We start from the raw sequence: 24,476 nt of genomic DNA on the forward strand, positions 1-24,476 counted from the left end.
AGGTTAAAACTTATAATTGAAACTTACTGATGGTAGAACCGGAAACAGCGAGACTTGTCTTGCCACCAGCTTTAATTCTTTACTTTTTTCCTGGGGAAGTCGCTCGAAGTACATAAAATAGACATTCCGGCGGTTATAAGCATTGTATACACCCAGGTTTATATCAGCCTCTCCCCAGCGGGGCTTCAGCTTATAGGTTAAGCCGGCATCCATTCTGTGGTAGGCGGGCATCTGAAAATTATTACGCTCGGTATAAAGCGGCACCAGCTTGGATAAAGATGCCTGCTGCCCCTGCACATAGAACCTGCCGGGCGGCAGGGTAGTGAAAGAGCCGGTGCCATATACCCAGGTTAGACTTGCCTCCAGCCTTTTTCCCAACTGCTGCCGCATTACAACGCTAATATCGTGGCGCCTGTCGTGGGCCGCCAGATAGGGGTTGCCGCCATTGATCTCATCAAACTTGCGCCAGGTCCAGCTAAGGGTGTAGCCAATCCAGCCCGTGGTTTTTCCTTTAACCTTCTCCAGGTAAAGCTCATTGCCATAGGCCCGGCCCCTGCCAAAAATCAGGTCTTCGGTTACATTGGGATTGCCGTACATTTCTGCTCCGTTCCTGAAATCGATCTGGTGGAGCATATCCCGGTAATAGAGTTCGTTTGAGAACCTCCAGGAGGCATTTAATTCTGTATCCAGCCCAAGGGCATACTGCGTAGCCAGCTGCGGCTTAATCATTTTATTGGAGGGATACCAGAAGCTGGTAGGCAGCGAGGTTGCAGAACTGTTCACCAGGTGCACGTACTGGTAAGCCTGGCTGTAGCTGGCTTTGAGCGCTATTTTTCTGGCTGCCTGCCATCTTAAGCTCATGCGGGGCTCAAGGCCTATCTTGTTGTTCCCCAGGGCGGAAAAGCCCGTGATCCGTAAACCACCCTCTACTCCTACACGTTTGCTGATTTCCCATTCATCAGAAACGTAAAGCGCACCTTCGTAGGCAGGTATCTCGTCTGTATTCTCTGATTTAAGCTTTAGTGCATCTGCATTTTCTTTCTCCTGGATGCGCAGCACATTAAAGCTGTGCCGTGAGAAGGCAGCACCAAAGGTAACATAATGCCTGCTACCCAGATCCAGCGAAAAATCTGCAGCTGCATTCAGGTCAAAAATGCCGGAGCCGGCTGTTTGCGACAGATTCTCTATGTTATTCCTGATCTGGTAATTGTACTCTGTAGCAGATACAGAAAAGTTACTGCTTAGCCTTTCAGAAAACAGGTGCCGCCACTGCAGAATAGCCGCTTTATTGCCCCATAGAAAATCGAAAGAAAAGCGATCGTCGGTAAAATAAAACTTGTCGCTGCCCTGGTACAGGGTAAGACTTAGTTCATCGTCTTTTCCGGGCTTAAAGAATAACTTGGCATTCAGGTCATAGAAGTAATAATCAGGGATTGGCTGGTATTCCGGATCATCGGCCATAGACCGGTTAATGCTCCTGGTGATTACATCAAAATAAGTTCTACGGCCGGAAACCATCCAGGAAAGTTTGTCTTTTACCAGCGGCCCCTCCAGTGTAAGCCTGGAGCTGATCAGGCCTGTGCCGCCAGAGGCTTTGAATTTCTTCAGATCCGGATTCCTTAGGCCAACATCAAGTACAGAAGATAAACGGCCTCCAAACCTGGCGGGAAAGCTGCCCTTATACAGGCTTACATCCTCTAGCAGGTCGCTGTTGAATACACTAAACATCCCGAAGAGGTGTGAAGGATTGTAGATACTCACACCATCGAGCAAAACCAGGTTCTGGTCTGACTGGCCGCCACGCACATAAAAACCGCTGTTACCTTCGTTGCCGCTTTGCACACCCGGCTTAAGCTGCAGGGTTTTTACAAGATCGGTTTCCCCCAGCATGCCTACAGATTTCTGAACATCACTTGGTTTAAGATAAGTAACACTGGTAAGATTACTGGTGTAAGCGGTGGGTTCAACGCTGGCCTCTACCACCAGCGCCTCCATTTGCTCCTGCTCGGGAAGCAGGCGTACCTTTAGCATTAAGGTAGTATCGGCATTAAGCTTTAAACGGAGTTGCTGCTTTTGATAGCCCACGAAGGAGACCTGCAGCTGATAATCTCCTGCAGTTAGATCCTGAAACGTAAAAAGCCCTTTGGCATCTGTAACGCTTCCCTGTAAAGTAGTTATGAAGACTGTAGCGCCCGGCAGCTTTTCGCCAGTGGTTGCATCCAGTACCTCACCATTTATTTTACAAGACTGCGCCCAGATATTTGCCGAAGAGAGAGAGAAAATTAGTAGCCCAAAAAGTACTCTTAGCATATAAAGCCCATGTCTTGATCTTTATACCGTTTGCAGGTAAAAAAGGTTGCACGGTTTGTCTATACTAATGTTACAACAATTACACTAAAAATACAACAATCACCAGTCGAAGAACTCTTCTTCATCTGGTGTTACTATATCTTCCGTTTTTCTGCCCTTATTCTTAAACACTTCTTTCAGCTCTTCTTTTTCTTTTTTGATATCGGTTACTATCTTTTCTTTGACTGCATAGGTGTCGTAACCGATTTTATAATCATCGGTGGTGCCATAAATCCTAACAAAAAGGTGGGGAGCACCCGCCTCCGGACGTACGGCAGAGGGTGGCATCTGCTCTTTTTTTCCTGTAAGTACAGCCTTCAGGGGCACCTTAACACTATAGTCAATCTCCTGATTAAAGGTGTGGGTACCGGCTATGGTAACGGTTGTGATATCCGATTCTATGGTTGTGGCAGGCAGGTAAATGGTTTCGTTCCGCACACTTACCTTGCTGCTGATGTTGGAGAAGCTGATATCGGCCAGTCGTTTTTCATTGATAAAAGCGGAAAGTGCCTGCATAGGCTCAAAGCCTTTCAGCTGCCCGTTGGTCACTAGCATATCCGAGTCTACAATAAGCTTTTCGTAGCGGAACCTCAGCTTTTTATCGAACTCCATGCTGGTGCTTACATTGGCACTGATCTTACCCTTCAGGTGCCGGTCTGCCAGAAAATTCTGGCTAAAGTTATGGAACACATAAAACACACTGTCGGCATTGATGCCATCAAAGCGGGCTTTGGCCGTTACAATAACATCCTTAGCCCTGCGAGCATCTATATGGCCGTTCAGCTGCATTTTACCACCTGCTGCAGATAAGCGGGCTCCTTTTACATAAGCAACGCCTTTTTCAACTACCAGCTCACCGGCTAGGTCTTTCGCCCTGAAGCGATCGAAATGCAGGCGCTTTACCTGGCAGTTAAAATACAGGTTCAGATCGGGCCTGATGTCGAAGGCATAGTATTTTTCGCCCTCTGGCAGGGCAGCCGAGGCTTTCAGGCTTTTGCTTTCGGTAGCTTTGGCATCTGCCAGCAGTTCATCGAGGTTCAGAAAATCAGACTGCAGGTCTGCCTCAATAGCAATTGGCTGGTTTTCCAGCAGGAGGTAAGCAAAAATATTTTTGAACAGGCCATTCAGCACAAAATGGCTGCTGCCTGCATTGCCGCTAAGGTTGCTTAGGGCCAGATCCTGGTTGCGGAAAATAAGGCTGCCATTTAATCCTGTAAAGGGGTAAGGCGCTCCCTGCCGCTGAAACTTCAGCTCGCGCAGCACCACTTCGCCTCCTGCCTGTATTCTTTGCAGGGTACTGCTTTGCTTAAGGTCCTGCAGGCGGCCTTTAAACTCCATGTTAACCTTTAGCAAGCCCCCGGCATTACTTACGCCTTCTATCGGGTAAAAGCGCAGCAGCGAATTTGCATCGAGCTCTGAATCGGTTCTGAAAGAAAGGTAGTAATCATCAAAATTACTAAGGGTAAAAGAACCTCTTACCGGCCGGCCGTTGAGGCTTGCCTGCAGCCTGTCTACCCGCAGCACCGAAGAGGCTGCCGAACGCTTGCTGCCATTGCTAAAGCTGCCGCGCAGTTCTATTTTCTCAAGCGCCTGCTTATAATCGGGGTGGTAAAAGGAGGCATCATCTGTTTTAAAGTCTACTGCAATTTCGGGTATTTCCTTACTGCTCGCCAGGCCTTTTACCGTTCCCTTAAACCAGATATCGCCTTTGCTGCGGTAGTTGCGCACTGAGCTGGTAAAAGCGAGGGGCAGTATGGCTTCTACGGTTTGGAAGTCTGCTTTTTTGGCCTCCATTGTTAAGTCAAGGCGGGTGGTACCGCTGGTACCCACCGTACCCTCGAGCCAGAAATCAGAATCCTGCACCAGCAGGTTTGTTGGGGCAAAATGAAGATCTCCGCTCGTGTTGTTAAAGGTAAACCGGCTGCTTAGCTCTACGGGCTGATTCCGGAGATAGGCATCGTTGCCCACCAGCAGGCTGTCGGTATGCAGGTTACCTTTCAGCTCAATGCTGTAGAGAGGACCATCTATACCCAGGCCGGCACGCAGGTACTTAGCCAGCAGTTTATAATGTTGTTCGTTTTGCTTATCGGCATAGTGCAGGCGTACATTTTCCAGCTTAATGCTGTTAAGATCAAAGCGCAGGCTTTGCTCCGGGTTTGCCGGTTCATCATCGGGTTGCTCAATGATGGTATAGTTTACCTCGCCATTGGCTTTCACCCTCAGGAACACCTCGGCATCCTGGAGCTGAATTTCGCGGATGCGGTATTTTTTCCGCAGCAGGTCCAGCAGGCTAAAAGAGCAGTGAATGTGTCCTGCTGTTGCCAGTGCTTCCTCGCTGCCTTCATAAGATTCCCTGATCCACACGTTCTCGAAGGTAACCGCCGCATGGGGAAAGGTAGAAAATAGCGAAACCGATATTTTTTCGGCTTTTACCGGCGTTTTAACATAGCGGTTTGCCTGTTGCACAAACATGGCTACAATTTCATCCTGGTAAACGTGTACCAAGGTAAAGGCAGCCAGTACCAGCAGTAGCAGTACCAGCATCATCGAAAGGAAAATTTTAGCCAAGCGCCTGAGCATAAAGACAAAGGTAGTGGTTCTTAGGCGAAAAAAATCTTATAATCTTGCTAAAGAGATAACGTGCCTGGGCGTAAGAAATAGTCTGCCTGGAAAATATTTTTAATTTTTTGAAATAGACTATTTGCGTATAAAGAAACCTTTGTTAGTTTTGCATTCCCTTTCGGACAAGAAGATACGCAGAACACTGCAGCCTCGGGTTCGGATCGGCTAGGTTCAGAGCACGGCCTTCGCAGTCCGACCTAAAAAGAAAGCTCTACTTAACATATTGGGAGCATAGCTCAGACTACGCGCCCCGGCTGGTTCAGAGCACCTGCCTTACAAACACAGCTCTACTGACATATTGGGAGCATAGCTCAGCTGGTTCAGAGCACCTGCCTTACAAGCAGGGGGTCACAGGTTCGAATCCTGTTGCTCCCACCAATATGTAAAAGGATTAATTTCCTTTACCAACATCAGCCAGCAGGGCTGATGAAAAACAGAAAAAACTTACTTTGGGAGCATAGCTCAGCTGGTTCAGAGCACCTGCCTTACAAGCAGGGGGTCACAGGTTCGAATCCTGTTGCTCCCACAACCCAAAGCAAAAAGGACGAATAGGAGAAATCTTGTTCGTCCTTTTTTTATTTCAGGCGTTGTCCGTTTTAGCTGTATCTGCTCTGCCTGTTTGCTCGAGCACTGGCTGGAAGTGCTCAACGACTGGAAAAGGATCGTAGTAGTGGTGCAGCAGGGCTTTCCACTCCTGGTACGCTGCCGACTGCCTGAAGCCTATGGTATGATCTTCCAGGCTTCTCCATGTAACCAGCAGCAGGTATTTATTTTCCTGTTCAATGCACCTTTGCAAGCTATGCTTCAAGTATCCATCAATAGCGCTGATGTATTTGCAAGCTAATGCAAAATCTTTTTCAAACTGATGTTCCAGCCCCTTCTTCACCTGGAGGAGCGCCACTTCCTGTATCATTTCTTAAATTTTAAGTATTCTTCAAGCTTTCTGTCAGCCCTCTTTATCGATCAGACTTCGCTGTACCTGGCAAGCAGTTTGTTCAGGCTGCCGTGGATATCACCTTCAAACACGCCCCCATGGTAGCAAATTATTTTTTCAACCTCCAGCTGCTGCAGCTTCTTTACTGATGCGAGCGCCTGTGGCAAATCAAGGGTAAAATGCGGGTTGGCAATCTCTAACTCACCCCCCTCAACAACCAGTGCATCGGCTGCAACTAAGGTTTTGAGCGCTGGCACATAGATTGAAATGTGGCCGGGCATATGGCCAGGTGTGTTTATAATGCTGATTCCCCTGAAAGAAGCTGGCGCAAAACCCTCTGCAAAAGTTTGATCCACCTCAACAGGCTTAAGGGCTTTTAGCATTTCCTGGAAATATAGGGCTCCCTGCTTATGCTCCTCCGGAAGTGAAGGATAGAGATCTTCCGCCTGTTGCAGCCTTAGAGACTTCTTTTTTCCACTGATGTACTTTGCCTCAATTTCAGATGCGTAGACCTTTAGGGAAGGGTATGTAGCCTTTAGCTCATACAGCCCACCCATATGGTCTATATCATGATGTGTTATGATGATACCACTAAATGCTTCCGGGAAAATACCATGGCGCCTGGCTGCGGCTTCAATCTTTGGCAGAAAGCCTGCATAGCCGCAATCCACCAGTATGGTTTCGTGCCCGTTACGTAGCACAACAGGATAAACAGCTTCTTCTTTACCGTTAAAAATAAATGGGATTTCCAGTACATCTACATCCATAGGTATTCTGATAAGCCCATCAACAAAGCGGGGCTGTTACGCAAAGATAAATTGGCATTGAGGCTTGCTTTAGCTGCTCAGCTCCATGTGCAGGATCGGGTAAGGTTTTCCCATGGCATCCAGCGCCGATCGCATTACTGTTCTGAAACCCAGGTGTTCATAAAAACCCACCGCCTGAATATTTTCTTCATTTACATCCACGCGGGTCGCCTTCATTTTCTCGAGCGCATGCTTTAGCAGCATTTTTCCTATGCCATGCCCTCTTACATCCGGATGAATGAACAACATTTCTATTTTGCGCTCTGCTACACCTAAAAAACCCACAATTGTATGGCGATCATTCCTGATGCAGCGTAGTTCCACCGCCTTCAGATATTCATGCAGAATCAGCGGCTTAAAATACGCTATGTCTTCCTCTTTCAGGAAAGCGTGCGTTGCGCGTACGGAAGCCTCCCAAAGCTCCACAACTTCAGGATATTCAGCTTCATCAACTTTATCGATGTGATAGTCCATAGATTTCATACCACACAAGTAAGGAAGGCCTCCTCTTCTGCCGGTTTAGCAGGCAGAAGGGGAGGCTATTTCATCAGTTAAAGGATTGGCTTCAGGATCTTTTGGCTTTTACCTGGCCGGCAGTAATCTGTTTGCCTTTGTTTCCCCAGCTGTTCATAATATAATTCATCACATCGGCCACTTCCTCATCACTAAGGTGGCTTTGCGGTGGCATTACGCCATTGTACTGCACCCCATTTACAGTAATCTCTCCACTAGCACCATGAATAATATGATGGATGGCCCTTTCGGGGTCGGCCAGCAAATAATCAGACTTTGCCAGCGGAGGAAAGGCCCCTGCTATTCCTTCCCCGCCCATCATATGGCAGGAAACACAGTTGGCGACATAGATCTGTTCACCCCTTTTAATGCTTTCCGGCAAACCATTATCCTGCTGCAGAGAAAAAGAGGTGGCTACTACTGTAATGGCCAGCGAGGCCAGGAGTAATTTCATTGGCAGTTTATACATGAACAATTTTATAATTATACTTCATCCAGGTTTATAGGTAGTTTTCTGATTCTTTTGCCGGTGGCGCTGAATACAGCATTGGCCAAGGCAGGTGCTACAGGCGGCAAGCCGGGTTCTCCCACGCCACCGGGGTGCTCATTATTTTGCATGATGTGCACCTCTACCTCGGGCATTTCATTGATGCGCAACATGCGGTAGTTGTGGAAATTAGTCTGCTGTACTTTTCCCTCCTTAAAGATAATAGGATCTTTAATAGCCGCCGTTAGCCCCATTACAATGTTTCCTTCTGTCTGGGCACGGATGGTATCGGGGTTTACAAAAGTGCCGCAATCTATTACACTCACAACTTTTTCCACCCTTAGTTTACCTTCTTTATTTCGCCCCATAAATAGTGCATGCGCCACTATACTTCCAAATGATCTGGCAATGGCACAGCCTTTCCCTTTACCCGCCTCTGGCTTTGCAGCCCAGCCCGACTTTTCCTTTAACGCCTCCAGTACCTTGCGGTACCTGGAATCTCCCTGGCTCATCTCTATCCGCAACTCCAGCGGATCTTTGCCGTTCATCTGGGCCAGCTCATCAATAAAAGACTCATGCCCGAACATGCTTGCCGAGGCATATACAGATCTCCACCAGGCAATAGGAATACTGGTTTCTGCCAGCACAAAGCTGGTTTTATAATTTGGGATCTGGTAGGGCGAATCATGTTTGCTAATCCCCTCCATTGCCCAGGCATCGGGTGTATTTTCTTTTAGCCCATTCCAGAGTTGTCCCTGTATGCTGGGCGCCACAATTTTATGGTGCAGGGCAAGCACGTTCCCCTCTTTGTCTAGCGCGCCTTCCATTCTGCTTACGCTGGCCGAACGGAAAGGTCCCTGCAGGGTATCATCCTCGCGGGTCCACACTACTTTAATGGGTGCTTTTAGTTCTCGCGAAAGATAGGCAGCCTCCAGGATGTAATCGGTAAAAGCCTTACGGCCAAAACCGCCCCCCAGGAAAGGCACATGGATAATCACTTTATCATAGGGAATACCCAGGTATTCGCTCACGGCTCTTACTGCACCATCGGGACCCTGCACAGGCGCCCATATTTCGCATTCTCCATCCCGCACATGCACCAGGGCATTTTCAGGCTCCAGGGGGCTATGTGCCAGGAAAGGTGTTTCGTAGCTGGCCATATGTTTCTTAGCGGCCTGTTCCAGCACCTGCTTAAATTCCGGTGCCTGGTCATGAACGGCCCCCTCCTGCCCTGCCAGTTCATGTAAGCTGGCAATAAAAGCAGCAGAGTCTACTTCTTTCTCTGCACTTGTGTTCCACTCTATCATCAGCCTTTTTCTGCCTTCTAGGGCACCGTAGTAGCTATCAGCAATAACAGCCACGCCCTCAAACGTTCTGGAGAAAAAAGGTCTTTCAGATTTTATCACATGTTTCACCCCTTTTACGGCCCTTGCTTTGCTGTCATCAAAGCTTACCAATTTACCCGTTATGGTAGGGCAGCGTTCAACAGAGGCATACAGCATGCCTGGCACCTTCATATCCATACCATATACTGCACTGCCGTTTACCTTTAGCGGAACATCAGGCTTTGGCACAGATTTACCCACCCATTTAAATGCTGTAGCTGCTTTAAGCTTTGGCTCGGCAGGAACAGGTAGTGTACTGGCCGCTTCTATCAGTTCACCATAGCCCAAGCTTTTACCTGTGGAAGTATGAAGTACCCTGGCATTGGCTGTGCTGCATTCTGCCACAGGCACACCCCATTGCCGGGCGGCAGCAGTCATCAGCATTTCCCTGGCTGCAGCACCAGAATTTCTAAGGGTATTCCACGAGCCCCTGATACTGCTGCTGCCGGCTGCCAGCTGGTCGCCAAACTTTTTCTCACCTACTGATGATTTGATGGTAATTGTGGCCGGGTCTACATCCAGTTCTTCAGCCACAACGGTAGGGATAGACTGCCAGGTGCCCTGCCCCATATCGGGTTTATGGCTGATGATGGTGATCTTTCCTGATTGATCAATGATGATGAAAGGATTTATCTCTATGCCTTTCAGGGCTTCGAGCGCCATGTTCTGCAGCGGGGGCATTTTTTCAGCTACAGCCTCCAGGGCAGCGGCCGGAAAACCAAGTGCCAGAAAAATACCGGTGGCAGAACTCCTTTTCAAAAAGGTTCTTCTTGAAACTCCCTTAGTTGATTTCATGCGTCATCATTTTAGCAGCCAGGTGAATTGCTTTTCTTACACGCGGATAGGTGCCGCAGCGGCATAAGTTTCCCTGCATGGCCAGGTCTATATCCTCATCAGATGGTTTTTGGTTCTTGCTCAGGAGGGCTACGGCAGACATGATCTGCCCAGACTGGCAGTAGCCGCATTGCGGAACCTGCAGTTCTATCCATGCCCGCTGTACCGGATGGGAATTATCCTCACTGATGCCTTCAATGGTTGTGATCTTTTTACCAACCGCCGCCGAAACAGGAAAAGTACAAGATCTTATAGCGGTTCCATCTAAGTGAACAGTACAGGCGCCACACTGGGCCATACCACAGCCAAATTTGGTGCCAGGCATTCCAAGGGTGTCCCTTATTACCCAGAGCAATGGCGTTGCAGGTTCTACCTCAACCGTAAGGTTCTCCCCGTTAATGCTTAACTTATATTCTGCCATAAAAAATTGTATTAATCCTAATCAAGATAATAATTTACTACTACATCGAATGCATTGGCAGTCGATTTTTTATGAGCGGCAAATAAGGAGGAGGAGTAACAGCATCTGCCTGAATCTTATGGTGTCTGTTACAGGTACATCCTCTCATCAGATGAGCAAACAAAGTAGTCGGTGCTGTTTTTCCATGCAGCGCCTGACACTAACTGCCGATAGCCAGTGCTGCAACTTTCGCCTTGCAGACACTCATCAAGCAGGTTTATTATTCTGAAGATTGAAGTATTCTTATCGTACTGCCGGTACTTCATCCATTTTTTCCACTCGGGAAGTCAGGACCAGGGCATAGAGCAAAGTAAATATTCAGCTTTTCCGCTGCAGTAACAAGCCTGGCATTTGCTGCCTGCACGCCCACAACTGTTTATATAGCACTGATTTTCAAGCCTTAGTTGTTAAACAAATCTAACAAAGGCAAAAGAACAAAAGCTGGCTGTCATAACCTTGAGCCCCTGTTTTCAGTTAATAAAGGGTACTTAAATGCTACAACTATCGCTACTAATAAATCAATCGGACACTATATATGGCTCCCCATAAAGTGGCTGCTGTATATCATTGGAGGCATATTAGGCCTGCTGGTACTTATTATTATCCTGCTGCAAATACCTGCAGTTCAAACCAAAGTAACACAAAAAGTTGCCGATAACTTTGCTAAGCAATGGGGCACTACGGTAAGCATTGGTAAGGTTAATATCCGCTTTTTTGAGACTGCAACCCTGCAGGATGTATACATTGAAGACCTTTCTGGCGATACCCTGCTGTGGGCCGGATTTGTAAAGGCAGACATAGGTGCTTTTGCACTCCTGGATTCGCGCCTCACCCTGGATGAGGTTGCCCTGGAAGATGCATACATCAACCTGTACCGCCAGCAGGATAGCACAAAGTTTAACTATGAGTTTATTGTAGACAGTTTTACCTCAGATACTACAGCTGTAGACACCACCAGCACTGGTTTTGAGTTTGACCTCTACCAGGCCCGGCTCGAGGATGTACGCCTTCGTTTTGTAGACGACTCCTCCAGTTTAAGGCTCAATGTTCATGCACCTTACCTGCTGGCAGAGCTGGAGACCCTGGGGCTCGAGCAGCAGCATGTGCGGGTTTCCAATGTTGATATCCGCGACCTTAACGGCTCTTTCCAACAACTGACAGCTGCACCCGCAGAAGATACGCTTGCCACCGCTCCCGAGGTAGCCCAGGAGCTGGATTCTGCCATGCTCAACCCCAGTGGCTTTCGCATAGCAGTAGAAAATTTCGATGTTAAAAACACCCAGTTCCTTTTCCAGACCAGCGAGGAAACAGAGCAGGGTACCATAAACTTCGAAAACCTCGACCTGCGCAACATTGATATTGGCATCAGCGATTTTTACCTGGCTGGCGACACCCTTAATGTTAGTGTAGACCAGCTAGCAGCCATTGAAGAAAACAGTGGCTTTGTGCTGGAGAATTTTGCCATGGAGGTAGCACTGGAGCTGCCCATGTTCTCGGCAACCCTAAAAGAGGTACTTACCCCGAACACCCGCATTACCGATGAGGTACGAATAGAACAGCTCTCCATTGAACCGGGGGCAGATATGCTGGCAGGCCTGCAGGTGTCGGCCAACCTCAGCAATGCCGTTATTGGCATGAAAGATGCCACCTACTTTACCCCCGGCCTGGATACCCTGCCAAAACTTAGCCAGCTTAGCCTGTTGCTAGACCTGGAGGCACGGGTTGCTGATAACGAAGCCGCGGTACCAACCCTGCACCTAAGAACAGAAGATGGCGGCCTTAACATGCGGGCTACTGCCACTGCCAGCGGACTAAATGACCTCAACACCGTTCGCTTTGATGTGCAGGTGCAGGAGCTTAGCACCACCGCCAGCTACCTGGAGGAGTTTGCCTTTATGCCCGACCTGCCCCCTGCCGCCCGGCAAACAGGCCGGCTTAACCTGATTGCCCAGGCCGAAGGTACCCCGCAGAATGTAGATGTGGTAGCCCGCCTTCGGAGCGGCGTGGGCCTGCTGGAAACCAATATGCTCTACCGCGCACCTACCGACAGCCGCTTTATACTGGCAGGCAATGTAGATGCTACGAACTTTGACCTGCGCCCCTTTGTAGGCGACAGTCTTGGGCTTGGCCAGGTTACCCTTAGCAGCAAAGTGCGGGTAGATGGCAATGGCAGCCAGATAGATGTGGAGAAGTTCTCTGTGCTGATAGAAGAACTGGAGTATAATGATTACACCTATGAAGGACTGGCCGCAGAGGGCTATTTTGTAGACAGTGTAATGGAAGTAGTAGCGGCCTATGAAGACCCCTTTCTAAACTTCGACCTTTACGCCCATTCCGATCTTAAAGATTCACTGCCCCTGGTTGAGGCAGAGCTTAACCTCGACAGGCTCAACATGTATCGCCTCAACCTTAGCCCCGATAGTATTATCGTAAGCACCAAGCTTGTGGCTGAAGTAAGAGGCCAGGACCCCGACCAGATAGAGGGCGTGATGGCTTTGCGGGAAACAGAACTCATCCGGGGTGCCAAGAGCTGGTCGCTCGACAGCCTCATCGTAACCTCCACCAAAGAACCCAGCGGAGAAAGAGACATTAACCTGGTCAGCGATTTTATGTCGGCCAGCTTAACAGGCAAATACCTGTTTGCCAACCTGCAGAATGTAATAGACAATTTCACTGGCTACTATGTTACTGCCGCTAAACCAACAGAAGAAGATGTAATTGAAGGCAGTGATGAAATAAGGCTGGAGATAAATATGTGGGATGAACCCATTATTGCCAAAGCCTTTGTGCCAGACCTGGAGCTGCTCCACCCCTTAACCCTTACCGCAGAGCTTAGAGATGCCGAGCGTGCCTTTGACCTGGATATGAATGCGCCAGGCATTTCCTGGGCAGACTCAGTTGTAATACGTAATTTAATTATTGATGCCACAACTGTCGACAGAGTCTTTTCCTTTGATGTTGATGCTGATCAGATAAAGGTAGGAACGCTGGCCGATATACCACAGTTTGAGCTAAATGGCGACTGGGCACAGGATAGCCTGCACTTTGACCTTGGCCTTGCCCCCCAGAACGACAGCACCCACTTACTACTGGGTGGAGCCGTTAGGTTTAGGGGCGATACCATAGCCCTGGCACTTGACCAGACAGACCTGGCCCTGAAAGGGCAGCAATACGAGCTGGCCAGTGATGCTGTAATCAGGTATGCGCCGGAATACCTTTATATCAGAGATTTTGCCCTTGCGCAGGGCCAACAACTGCTGGCTGTAAACACCGAAAGGGAAGGCACCCCCAATCCCCTGCTCATCGCCCAGATAGACCAGTTCCAGATTGGCGACTTTATGGATATCATGGGCATGGAAGATTACAAACTTGCCGCCACCCTGGATGGCAGAGTACAGCTTACACAGCCCATGAATATATCTGCCATTGAGGCAAACCTGCAGATTAACAACCTGGTGGTAGACAGCCTGCTGGTGGGTGATGTACAGATAGAAATGAACCAGGCATCTGCAAATGGCAGGATCAATACCGATATTTCACTGCAGGGCCCCGGCAACGACCTAACCATTGCCGGCTACCTCAATATGGCAGACAGCACCAATGCCATGGCGCTGGATATAGACATAAACTCTTTTAAACTGGAGCCCTGGGAGCCCTTTGTAGAAGAATTTATTACCGATGTTAGCGGCAGCCTGCAGGGCAGTATCGATATTGCCGGAACCTTGAATGAGCCACGCGTGGAGGGTCAGATAGGCTTTAATGAAAACAGTGCCTTCCGCCCGGCTCTTACTGGCTCACGCTATACCCTGAACAACGAATATGTAGACATCAACAATGAAGCCATCAGCTTCGATAGCTTCACCCTGCGAGATTCTCTAAACCAGGAGCTGGTTATAAATGGACAGGTGGCACACCAGTTCTTTACTGATTTCAGATTTAATCTTGATGTTAACTCAGATAACTTCCTGGTTGTAAACAAAGACAGGGATCTGGATGCCCTGTTCTATGGCAGATTGTTTGTGAGCACCAATTCGCAAATACGGGGCCCTATGGACGATATAGTGGTGAAAGGCAGCCTGGAGGTTGGCGACAGAACAGATTTTGCCCTGGTTATGCAATCTGAAGATGCAGATGCCGGTACTGCAGCCTACATTAATTTTGTTAATACCAATGCTTTCCTGGCACAGGATACCACCTCTGCAGGTGTACAGGCCGATACTTTAGGAGATGTTGCCAGTACAAGCTATTTTACCCTGATAACATCTGTTACAGTACCTGAAACTGCAACATTCACGGTAGTGGTAGATCCGGGCACCGGAGATTTTCTGGAAGTGCAGGGATCTGCAGACTTACAGGTGCGCATGGAGCCTAATGGCGATCTGAACCTGCAGGGTGTGTACGAAGTTGAACAGGGACGCTACCGCCTCAGCTTTATGGAGGTAATACAAAAGAGCTTTGCCATAGAGGAGGGTAGTACGGTAGCATTCAGTGGCGATCCGCTCAATGCTGAGCTAAACCTAACAGCCATTTACACCACAGAGGCCAGCAGGCTGCCCCTGGTTAACAGGTATGTTGAGGAGGGAACTACTGAGTATGCTGCCGCCCGCCGCAAAGAGCCTGTAAATGTTCTAATGAGCATGAATGGCACCCTGGAAGACCCTGTCTTTTCTTTCGATATTGTAGCACCCGAATCGCAGTATGGCGCCATGAGCAGCAGTGTGGTAGCCAGGGCACTGGAAGAAATCAAAAACGACGAATCGGCCCTGTTCCGGCAGGTATTCGGGCTTATTGTGCTGAACCGCTTTATTGCTGAAAACCCGCTGGAAACAGGTCCGGGTGGTGGTGGTGCCGCAGGAGCAGTAAATGCCCGCATTGACCAGAGCCTAAGCAGCTTCCTTACCGATCAGCTTAATGCTGTTACACAGGATTACCTGGGAGTAGAAATAGAGATTGACATAGAATCACAGCAGGGCGAAGGCGCTAACACCATTGGTGGTGGCGGAAGAGATGTTGGATTTAACCTGAGCCGCTCCCTGTTCAACGACCGTGTTGAGGTGCAGTTTGGTGGCGTAAGCAGCGTGAATGCAGGCGGTGGCGGCGGTCCAGCGGGCAGCAGCGGCACACAGTTCGCGGGTAACTTTGCCGTTCTGTACCACATTAATGAAAAAGGAAATCTTAACCTCAAGATCTTCCAGCGTAACGACCGCGATGTGCTCACCAATGAGTTTATTCCCAAAACAGGCGTAGCGCTCTCTTACTTCAAACACTTTGATTCCCTGCAGGGCCTTTTTGGCAGAGAACCAACCCAGCGGGAAATGCTGAAATCTGACGGTGCTGTAAAAACAGAACTTTAAGTAAACATAGAATGAATAAAAGGCCGGTGCTGAAACTTCAGTGCCGGCCTTTTATTGTTTTACTGTCTTCTGGTAATTTATTCCAATTCTGAATTAGGAAAATGGCTAAGAAATGGCAAAAAGCTTTATTTTTGCCCTGAATGCAAATCAGATTTTTTCGTTACGATAAAAATTATCTGCTGCGGGAAGCCCAGGAAGGCCTCCGTCAGCGCCTGCTGCTTTACCTCTGCAGCCAGGCCCGGCATGCCTACCAGCAGCATTTTAACCCGCTTGGACTGCTGGATAGCACTACCCTGCGCATTTGCAAAACCCAGCCTGCAACAGACAGCCTCCACCATATGTACGATGCCCTGGCTGCCATATACCGCTACCGCAACAGCAGCAACCAGTTGGAGCTCCTCTTCAACGGAAAAACACACCTGGAGCAGTATCGCCTCGACTGGAGCCAGTGCTTTGCCCAATGGTGCAGCCAGTTATGTGCCGACCCTGCCTTTGTAAGACTACTGCTGGGCATTACTGTTTTACAACCTGCCGGTAACCGTACCAGCCTTGCAGAGCAGCGCATTCGCAGCATTGTGCAGGAAAAGTTTGGCCTGAAAGTGCACAAGCGCCGCGGTATCCTGGAGCAAACAGCCTAAGCCGCTCCCATTTCTCCGCAGCATCTGCCGGTATTTAAGCTAAGCTGGCCCGTACTGCGCAAACTTAAGGGTGATGTGAAAAGCGCATCGTATTTACGCGCAATCAGTATCAGATCTTTGCCCCCGGATTATTTAGAGACCTGCCCTTTTTAAAGGCCAGCCATTGCACCGCTATAATGGTTTTAGCATCGAGCAGCTGTAGGGAGAGCAATTCGTCCAGGCTGTATTCTAATACCTCTATCTCCTCGTGCTCCTCATCCAGCCCGCCCCCTTCTGCTTTTTTAGTACTCACTTCGGCATAATACAGGAACAGTTTTTCAGTGCTCGCCCCACCCGAGGGATAGAAATCCCATATATGCTCCAGGTGGTCTGTTTCATAACCGGTTTCTTCCTCAATTTCTTTCCTGATTGTTTTTTCCGGATCTCCCTGCTCATTTTCAACAATGCCGGCAACAATCTCCAGCAACGCTCTGCCGGCACCATATCGGTACTGCTTTACCAGTATGTATTTATCTGTAGCTGTATTATAAACAAGCGCGGCAGCGGCACTGCCTATATCAAATACCTCCCTTTCAAAAGTTTTGCCCTTATCTTCAACAGTAAGCTTTTTAAAGCTATAAAAGCCGTTATATATCGTTTCGTTCTTCTGGATCTTCATGTGGTTTTCTTTTGCTTTTATCATCTGGAATGGCTTTCCGGTGCACAGCAGCAGCAGCTCAATCTCCCATTAATCAAACCATACGCATCCTGCCAGGTTTTGATATTAACAACGCTTTAAAACCTTCATGCGAAACGTTAACACCATTGCTGTACTTCAAGGCATTTTCTGGGCAGCTACAGGCATCTGGCCTATGATTCACCTGCCAAGCTTTTTATGGGTAACAGGCCCTAAAGAAGACATCTGGCTGCTCTATACTGTTTCTGTTCTGATACTGGTGATAGGCCTGTTGCTGTCTGTTGCCGGGTTCAGAAAAACAGTTACACTTGAAATAAAATGGCTTGGAATAGGTGGTGCCCTGGGACTTACTGCCATTGATATTATTTACAGCACCCGGGATGTGATTGCTGATATTTACCGCTACGATGCTGTAGCAGAAACTATTATTATTCTGCTCTGGCTCTGGGCTGGCACAAATGGAATGGCCCGCTTATTAAAAAATGACTCCTCCGTAACCACCAGATAGCAGATATACATTTCAAATAGCAGATTATTACAATATGGATAAAACAATAAAAATACTAATCCTCTGGCTAAGCTTTAGCATCAGCATTCAACCATTAGCAGCACAGGTACCGGCAGCTGCAGATAGCGCAGGGCTGGAACAGGGTCCGTTAAGTCCTATGCTGCCACCACCCGTATTAGGAGATCCAAGGTTTGAGTTCAAAGCAAAAAAAGACATCCCTATTTTAGCAGGCGGGGCCGCCATGGCCATTGGAGGCTTTATCCTAAAGGCAAGGGTGCCTCAGCTTACCGAATCACAACTGGCAGCACTGGACCCTAACGCTATCAACTCCTTCGACAGAGGCGCTGTTGACAACTTAAGAGAACTTGACTCAAACCTAAGCGATTACCTGCTGGGCGTAAGTGCTATTGCACCTTTCTCAGTGCTGGCATCGCGCTCCATCAGGCGGGAGTCCCTGGCGGTAATGGTGATGTATCTGGAAACAGCCGCCCTCACAGGTGGGCTCACCAACCTTAGCAAGGGCCTGTTCAGACGTAAACGACCTTATGTATATAATCCGGATGCGCTGCTGAAAGACAGAACAAAGGTGAGCGCCCGCCACTCCTTCTGGTCGGGTCACGTGGCCGCCTCGGCCTCCTTTATGTATTTAACGGCCTATATGGTTGATCGCTATGCCGACAGGCCTGGATGGAAATGGGCGGCCTGGTCTGGCGCTGTGGTAATTCCGGGCACCATTGCTGTGTGGCGGTACACCTCGGGCAAGCATTTCCCCACAGATGTTTTAGCAGGCTACGCAGTGGGTGCAGGTGTAGGCCTGCTCATCCCAATGATACACCGCAGCCAGCTGCCTAAAGATGTAACACTTAACATTCAGCCAACGCCCTATGGTGTACACGCTGCACTTACCTTCTGAAGGACTACGACCTAAAAAAAATGCCCCGTCGGTCAGACGGGGCATTTTTTTTAGGTCGTAGTCCTTTTTATACCACCCAGAGTTAAGCCTCCGGCATAATGTTAAGCCTCCGGCATAATGCGTACTACCAGGCCATCCAGCTCGGGAGATACCCGCAGCTGACATGACAGACGGCTGCCAGCAACAGCATGCGGCAGCGATTCCAGCATGTAGGCTTCGTCTTCGCTCTGCTCTGGCAGCTCACCGCTTTCCAGCACTTCTACATGGCAGGTGGCACAAATAGCCATTCCGCCACACATGGCCTGCACTTCCAGCTCATGCGCCTTTAGTACTTCCATTACCGAAAGGCCCATATCAGTAGGTGCCTCCAGCTTAAGCCTTTCGCCGTTTTCCTGTTGCACGAACAGGTTTATCATGTTTTCCATTAGAGCTCTTGTATGCCGTTTACGGTCGTGTATTTTAAGGAGAACTTCTTATCTGGGAACACCAGCTTATAAGCACTTTGTGCTGCCAGTGCCGATTCGTGGAAGCCACATAAAATCAGCTTTAGCTTGCCCGGGTAAGTATTAATATCGCCTATAGCATAAACGCCCGGTATGTTGGTAGAATAATCGAAAGTATTGACCACAATGGCCCCTTTCTCCAGCTCCAGCCCCCACTGATCGATAGGCCCCAGCTTTGGCACCAGGCCAAAGAGCGGAATAAAGTAATCGACCTCCAGGGCATGAGAATCACCTTTGTCGGGCTGCACGATAACAGCTTTAAGACTATTCTCACCATGCACCTCTACCACATTGGCATTCAGCTGCAGCTTAATTTTGCCTGCCGCCGCCAGGGCGGCTACCTTATCTGCAGACTCGGGCGCGCCACGGAAGCTGCTGCCACGGTGAACGAGCGTTAGCTCTTCGGCTACATCGGCCAGGAAGATGGTCCAGTCGAGGGCAGAGTCGCCACCACCGGCAATTACAATGCGCTTGCCCCTGTATTTTTCAGGGTCTTTCACCATATAGTCGATGCCGTGGCTTTCGTACTTCTCCAGGTTTGGTATAGCAGGCTTGCGTGGTTCAAAAGAACCAAGGCCACCGGCTATAAATACTGCTTTGCAGTTAATTTCGGTACCATCTACAGTAGTTACCTGTATGGTGCCGTCCTCCAGTTTGTTCAGGTGTTCTACGCGCTCACCCAGGGTAAAGGTAGGATGAAATGGCTCGATCTGCTTTTGCAGGTTTTTCACCAGGTCTCCGGCCAGTACTTCGGGAAAGCCCGGAATATCATAAATCGGCTTTTTAGGATATATTTCAGTTAGTTGTCCGCCAACTGCAGGCAGGGCATCTACCACATGGCAGCGCATTTTGAGCAATCCTGCTTCAAACACCGCAAAAAGACCAACCGGCCCGGCCCCGACCACACAAATATCAGTTGTTATGTTCTTCATTACAGAAGTTGTTTTAGGTTGTATGTACTTGGCGGTGCAAAGATATAGCACGCCACGGCATCAAACACAATTTCAGGCTAAATTAAAGCCTTTTAAAGTCCAATCCTGAACCTGCTTGCTGCTGATCGCCTACTTTTAACGACATTCCAAAGCTGTTTTGTTCCCCTTCATTACTTGAATGAGTACAAAAACAAATGTACTGCAGGATTAAAAGTTTAACATGTGGAATTGGCTGGCACACTGGCAAAATACCAACACCGCACCCAGCAGCACAGCATACCTACTGGTGGTGCCGCAGATCTTATTATTCATGAATTGCGCAAAAAGCTACTATATTGACACCCGGTTTTGCAGTCAGTATTTAAACTTTTCCAAACCCACAGCAACAGCTGTTAAACCTAAGCTGCAAAACCCAGACAACCTATAATATACATCCCCCATCAAGTATTGATATAGCACATGGAGCCAATTGTTCATCAGCATAAACTGTTTGAAAACCTCAACTACTCCGGAAAAGCACTAAAGAACCGGGAATTTGAAAAATGCCATTTCAAGGTATGTGACTTTTCGGGCAGTGATTTTTCAGGCAACCGTTTTACCGACTGTACTTTTACCGGCTGCAACATGGGGCTCCTGAAACTGAACCAGGCTACCATGGATGGTATATTTTTCAAAGAGTGTAAGCTGATTGGCGTAAACTTTAATGATTGCGCCGACCTGCTCTTTTCGGTGCGCTTCGAAAACTGCCTGCTGGATTACGCCTCTTTTGTGAATAAAAAAATGAGCAAGGCGTCTTTCAGGAACTCTTCCCTAAAGAGCACCATCTTTAGCAATGCTGTATTAAATAAAGCCTTGTTTGATAATACAGACCTGCAGGGAGCCGTGTTTAACAGAACCAATCTGCAGGAAGCTAATTTTATTACGGCCTATAACTTTGCCATCGATCCGGAACTGAATATGATAAAGAAAGCAAAGTTTTCCCAGCAGGGGGTACTTGGCCTGCTGGCCAAATACGATATTCAGATAGAATAAAGCAGCAGCACCTGCCAGGTTGCAGGAAGCCTAAAACAGCGATTGCTGCTGATCCAGATTCCATTGACCCAGGTCCGGAGAAATACCCATACGCTCCCAAACCAGCTGCTGCAATAATTTAGCATTGTGGGCTGCATAGCCGTTCTGGTCGTTATCGAAGTAAATGTAAACATCGCGTCCCTGCCGCTGCCACTCCAGGCAATTGTTGGCCCACCAGTGCATGCCTTCGTCGCTGTAGCTGCCGGCATATTTACCTTCGGGCCCGTGCAGGCGCACATATACAAAATCTGCAGTTATCTCAAAAGGCGATAAGTGCCTGTCGAGCTCATAAATACAAAAGGCTATGTTATAGCGCCGCAGCAACTCCATTACAGCCGGGTTGTACCAGCTGTGGTTCCTGAACTCAAAGGTATAGCGGTAGTAGGGCGGCAGGGCTTTCAGAAAATCCTCTAGCTTATGCATGGATATGTTCATGAAGGGAGGCAGCTGAAAAAGGATTGGCCCCAGCTTCTCCTCAAGCGCCTGTACATTTTCAAAGAAACGCGCTATGCTCTGCTGTGGGTCTGTGAGCTTTTTCATGTGCGTGATAAAGCGGCTTGCTTTAACGGCAAACAAAAAATCAGGGGGCACGGCAGCACGCCAGCCGGCAAAGGTCTGGGCTGAGGGCAGTCTATAAAACGAATTATTGATTTCTACACTCCTGAAAAAATTCAGGTAATAACGGGTAAAGTCTTTTGATTTAAGGCCATGGGGGTAGAAGGTACCCATCCAGTGCTTGTAGTGCCAGCCCGACGTGCCAATGTAGATCTTTCGCTCCATGCATGTTTGTTTTTAGCCTTATTTTCCTAACGGTCTCTAAACGTTAAGGTTAGGCTGCACACATAACTAAAGCCGGTACCTTCACTCCAGAGGCCGCTATGGCCATTTTTAAAGTTACTGTACTAAGCTGGCCGATGAAAAAAAATGTAGCGCCCGTGCAAGTTTTGCCCATTATTAAACCAGAAAATATTCCATTTCTAATATAACTTGTATTTGAATTCAACTTCCCTGAGGCATTCCTGCCAAGGAAACTAACGAAGGCTAGCTGAAGGCAAAAAAGAAGGATTAAAGTATACAGGATCACACAATCAAGCGTTTAGGGAAACCCGCAGAGATTTAGGCACGCTCTTTGCATCCCTTTAAGTAATCTCTCTAGTGCCAATAAACCTCCCCTCCTACTTAGCGGCTAATTAGTAAAATTTCAGGATCAGAACAAATCAGTATTTTACTATAGCAGGTACAGCTGGCAGGGAAACGAAGAACAGATTAAACAAAGTAGAAAAAAGATTTATAGTAGATATGCAATCAGATAAGCTGATGAACCTCTACCTGTGGAATAACGGCAGCGCCTATGTTGCTCCCGGGGGACTGGAAGAAGAGGTTAGTCAACATTTGAGTTATAAACTGTTGCTGAAGCAACCCGGCAACACCGCCACTGTACATGCCCTGAAATCAGTTGCAGAGAGTGGCATGCTGGAGGCAAATGAGCCTTTACCCCTAAAAATAAGGCAGGAGATAAGCTCGGTGGCTGCAAATCCGCTGCACAGCAGCAATGTAGCACTGGTTATCAACATAAAAGCTGAAGCAGATGCATATTTTAGCCTGCAGGGAAGGCTGGATACACCAGAGCTGGCTTATGATGATGCTTACCTCTACCTGCCCGGCTTCTGGTACCGCAAAAACCTGCGCTCGCCACAGCATACACCTTCTGAGAGGGTAAGCAAAAACTGGATTGTACGCGAAGACCGCCTAAGCACACCACTGGTGGGCATATTCGATAACGAAAAAGGCCTTAGCTATTCGCTTGTTCGTACAGACAAGATCGAAAAGCATGCCCTTGCCCAGCACAACCATGGTGAGGTAATCCTTAGCGGCCCTTCCGATATGGGTGCGCTTGGTTTTGGTGAAGAAGATGGAACTCCGCACCTTTCTTTTGCCTATCCTTATATGGAGGCGCCCCACAGCTACTACCGCAAGCTTAGCCTGGGCGCTCCTGTAACATCTTTCCTCTACTTAAAAAAAGGAGAAAGCATTACGCTGCGCTACCAGCTTATTAAGTTTGAGGCCTTTGATTATGCCGAGTACATGAAACAGATCTGGACCTGCTCCTACGACCTGTTTCAGCCACAGCCGCTTAACAGCAATAAGCTAAGCGATGCAGAAATCAAAAAAGTACTGAGCAGCTTTTACCATGAATCTTATGTTGAAGTAGGCCGGCTCAAAGGTTTTTCTGGTGTGCACCTGGAAACCAATGCCTGCAAACCAGGCAAATTACTGGAGGTAGGGTTTGTAGGCCGCGTACTGCTCAATGGCTTTAATGCCCTGGAGTGGGCCGAGGAGCAGGGCGATGAAAAGCTGAAAAAAATTGCCTATTCCGTACTGAACAGCTATGAGCAGTGGGGCTTTTCAAAAGAGGGCTTTATTCGCGAGCTGGTGGGCGAGTACCATGGCTACCCGGTTAAAAAAGATCTTTATTCTATTCGCCGCCAGTCAGAAGGTATTTATGCCATCCTGCTCTACCTCGATTACGAGAAGCAAAGAGGCAGAAGGCACCCACTCTGGGAAGAGCGTATCCTGAACCTGCTGGACCTGCTACTTGCCCTGCAAATGTTCGATGGAAGCTTTCCGCGCAAGTTTAAAGGCAACGGCCGCATAGTAGATGCTGTTGGTGGCAGCTCTCCATCTGCCGTTCCTGCGCTGGTAATGGCCTATAAATACTTCGACGACGACCGCTACCTGAACGCTGCCCGCAAGGTTATTGATTACCAGGATAAAGAGATGATCTCCAAATCGGACTACTTCTCTTCTACCCTGGATGCCGATTGTGAAGACAAGGAAGCCTCTCTTTACGCTGCCGTAGCCCTGTATTACATGGCCATGGTAACAGTAGGTGGCGAAAAGATACGCTACACCTCACTGGCAAAGCAGGCCGCCTACTTTACCCTTTCGTGGTACTACACCTGGGATGTACCCTTTGCACAGGGCCAGATGCTGGGCGATATTGGCCTGAAAAGCCGTGGCTGGGGTAATGTGTCGGTAGAGAACAACCACATAGATGTGTATGTGTTCGAGTTCGATGAAGTGCTGAAATGGCTGGCAGAAGAAACAGGTGAGCTGCGTTTTGCCCAGTTTGCCGATCTTATCCGCTCTTCCATGCGTGAGCAGCTGCTGCCTTACAAAGGCCATATGGTGGGTATTGCCAAAGAAGGTTATTACCCCGAGGTGGTGCAGCATACCGACTGGGACTACGGTCACTTCGGCAAAGGTTTCTATAACGATCTTTTTGCTCCGGGCTGGACGGTTTCCTCTATCTGGGAGCTGCTTACCGATAACAGGGCGAAAGATTTCCTGACCAGGAAAAGATAAAACAAAGCCTCTTCCCGCCGGAAGGGGCTTTGTTTTTTATAGGGCTGCAGGAATTATTGACCGCCCAACAGGCAGTACCTGCACAGGCGCCACAGGCTACTCGCGCAACAAGTAACCCGATTGGT

18 protein-coding genes and 2 tRNA genes are annotated in these 24,476 nt (G+C 48.5%); 8 read left to right on the top strand and 12 right to left on the bottom strand.

All coding sequences use genetic code 11. From position 1 onward, the window contains the following. Positions 1–3 precede the first annotated feature (3 nt). On the bottom strand, positions 4–2,310 hold the full coding sequence (locus KWJ01_RS06280; protein WP_224995577.1) for a TonB-dependent receptor: 2,307 nt from the start codon (positions 2,308–2,310) through the stop codon (positions 4–6). 99 nt (positions 2,311–2,409) lie between these two features. Beyond that, on the bottom strand, positions 2,410–4,917 hold the full coding sequence (locus KWJ01_RS06285; protein WP_224995578.1) for an AsmA family protein: 2,508 nt from the start codon (positions 4,915–4,917) through the stop codon (positions 2,410–2,412). 354 nt (positions 4,918–5,271) lie between these two features. On the opposite strand from KWJ01_RS06285, the gene KWJ01_RS06290 reads away from it, so the two are divergent. Both KWJ01_RS06290 and KWJ01_RS06295 read left to right on the top strand, forming a co-directional pair. Then, a tRNA-Val gene (locus KWJ01_RS06290) sits at positions 5,272–5,349 on the top strand. A gap of 73 nt (positions 5,350–5,422) precedes the next feature. After that, positions 5,423–5,497, top strand: a tRNA-Val gene (locus KWJ01_RS06295). Between the two features lie 54 nt (positions 5,498–5,551). Here KWJ01_RS06295 and KWJ01_RS06300 read toward each other — a convergent pair. The 6 genes from KWJ01_RS06300 to KWJ01_RS06325 all read right to left on the bottom strand — a co-directional run bounded on the left by KWJ01_RS06300 (position 5,552) and on the right by KWJ01_RS06325 (position 10,351). Then, entirely contained in the window at positions 5,552–5,884 is a 333-nt protein-coding gene (locus KWJ01_RS06300) for an antibiotic biosynthesis monooxygenase (RefSeq protein ID WP_224995579.1), read from the bottom strand. A gap of 50 nt (positions 5,885–5,934) precedes the next feature. Beyond that, a complete protein-coding gene (locus KWJ01_RS06305; RefSeq protein WP_224995580.1) occupies positions 5,935–6,672 on the bottom strand; it encodes an MBL fold metallo-hydrolase in 738 nt (245 codons plus the stop codon). Between the two features lie 69 nt (positions 6,673–6,741). Continuing rightward, positions 6,742–7,194, bottom strand: coding sequence for a GNAT family N-acetyltransferase (locus KWJ01_RS06310; RefSeq protein WP_224995581.1), 453 nt, complete (start codon positions 7,192–7,194; stop codon positions 6,742–6,744). An 82-nt stretch (positions 7,195–7,276) separates the two neighbouring features. After that, positions 7,277–7,678 (bottom strand): cytochrome c, encoded by a 402-nt coding sequence (locus KWJ01_RS06315; RefSeq protein ID WP_224995582.1) that lies wholly within the window; start codon positions 7,676–7,678, stop codon positions 7,277–7,279. Between the two features lie 29 nt (positions 7,679–7,707). After that, complete coding sequence (locus KWJ01_RS06320; RefSeq protein WP_224995583.1) at positions 7,708–9,891, bottom strand: molybdopterin cofactor-binding domain-containing protein; 2,184 nt, start codon at positions 9,889–9,891, stop codon at positions 7,708–7,710. Continuing rightward, positions 9,878–10,351 (bottom strand): (2Fe-2S)-binding protein, encoded by a 474-nt coding sequence (locus tag KWJ01_RS06325; protein WP_224995584.1) that lies wholly within the window; start codon positions 10,349–10,351, stop codon positions 9,878–9,880. Before KWJ01_RS06325 ends, KWJ01_RS06320 begins: the two co-directional genes overlap by 14 nt. Positions 10,352–10,794: 443 nt before the next feature. Here KWJ01_RS06325 and KWJ01_RS06330 point away from each other — a divergent pair, with 443 nt between their 5' ends. Then, entirely contained in the window at positions 10,795–15,744 is a 4,950-nt protein-coding gene (locus tag KWJ01_RS06330) for a translocation/assembly module TamB domain-containing protein (protein ID WP_224995585.1), read from the top strand. A 140-nt stretch (positions 15,745–15,884) separates the two neighbouring features. Continuing rightward, complete coding sequence (locus tag KWJ01_RS06335) at positions 15,885–16,382, top strand: hypothetical protein (protein ID WP_224995586.1); 498 nt, start codon at positions 15,885–15,887, stop codon at positions 16,380–16,382. A 109-nt stretch (positions 16,383–16,491) separates the two neighbouring features. On the opposite strand, the gene KWJ01_RS06340 is transcribed toward KWJ01_RS06335, so the two are convergent. Continuing rightward, positions 16,492–17,064 (bottom strand): NUDIX domain-containing protein, encoded by a 573-nt coding sequence (locus KWJ01_RS06340; protein ID WP_224995587.1) that lies wholly within the window; start codon positions 17,062–17,064, stop codon positions 16,492–16,494. Positions 17,065–17,167: 103 nt separating this feature from the next. Between KWJ01_RS06340 and KWJ01_RS06345 the strand changes: the two genes are divergently transcribed. Both KWJ01_RS06345 and KWJ01_RS06350 read left to right on the top strand, forming a co-directional pair. Then, positions 17,168–17,566 (top strand): hypothetical protein, encoded by a 399-nt coding sequence (locus tag KWJ01_RS06345; protein ID WP_224995588.1) that lies wholly within the window; start codon positions 17,168–17,170, stop codon positions 17,564–17,566. A gap of 34 nt (positions 17,567–17,600) precedes the next feature. Then, complete coding sequence (locus tag KWJ01_RS06350; protein WP_224995589.1) at positions 17,601–18,479, top strand: phosphatase PAP2 family protein; 879 nt, start codon at positions 17,601–17,603, stop codon at positions 18,477–18,479. A gap of 101 nt (positions 18,480–18,580) precedes the next feature. Here the strand turns inward: KWJ01_RS06350 and KWJ01_RS06355 are convergent, their stop codons facing one another. Both KWJ01_RS06355 and KWJ01_RS06360 read right to left on the bottom strand, forming a co-directional pair. Further along, on the bottom strand, positions 18,581–18,904 hold the full coding sequence (locus KWJ01_RS06355; protein WP_224995590.1) for a 2Fe-2S iron-sulfur cluster-binding protein: 324 nt from the start codon (positions 18,902–18,904) through the stop codon (positions 18,581–18,583). Continuing rightward, a complete protein-coding gene (locus tag KWJ01_RS06360; RefSeq protein WP_224995591.1) occupies positions 18,904–19,914 on the bottom strand; it encodes an NAD(P)/FAD-dependent oxidoreductase in 1,011 nt (336 codons plus the stop codon). Before KWJ01_RS06360 ends, KWJ01_RS06355 begins: the two co-directional genes overlap by 1 nt. Positions 19,915–20,373: 459 nt before the next feature. Here KWJ01_RS06360 and KWJ01_RS06365 point away from each other — a divergent pair, with 459 nt between their 5' ends. Then, positions 20,374–20,946, top strand: a complete 573-nt coding sequence (locus KWJ01_RS06365; protein ID WP_224995592.1) for a pentapeptide repeat-containing protein — start codon at positions 20,374–20,376, stop codon at positions 20,944–20,946. Positions 20,947–20,976: 30 nt separating this feature from the next. Here KWJ01_RS06365 and KWJ01_RS06370 read toward each other — a convergent pair whose 3' ends face one another. Then, positions 20,977–21,765, bottom strand: coding sequence for a DUF72 domain-containing protein (locus tag KWJ01_RS06370; RefSeq protein WP_224995593.1), 789 nt, complete (start codon positions 21,763–21,765; stop codon positions 20,977–20,979). A 519-nt stretch (positions 21,766–22,284) separates the two neighbouring features. Here KWJ01_RS06370 and KWJ01_RS06375 point away from each other — a divergent pair. Continuing rightward, a complete protein-coding gene (locus tag KWJ01_RS06375; protein ID WP_224995594.1) occupies positions 22,285–24,351 on the top strand; it encodes a hypothetical protein in 2,067 nt (688 codons plus the stop codon). The last annotated feature ends 125 nt before the right edge of the window (positions 24,352–24,476 follow it).

Origin of the sequence: Cesiribacter sp. SM1 (assembly GCF_020178975.1) — a bacterium.
Taxonomy (GTDB): Bacteria; Bacteroidota; Bacteroidia; order Cytophagales; family Cyclobacteriaceae; genus Cesiribacter.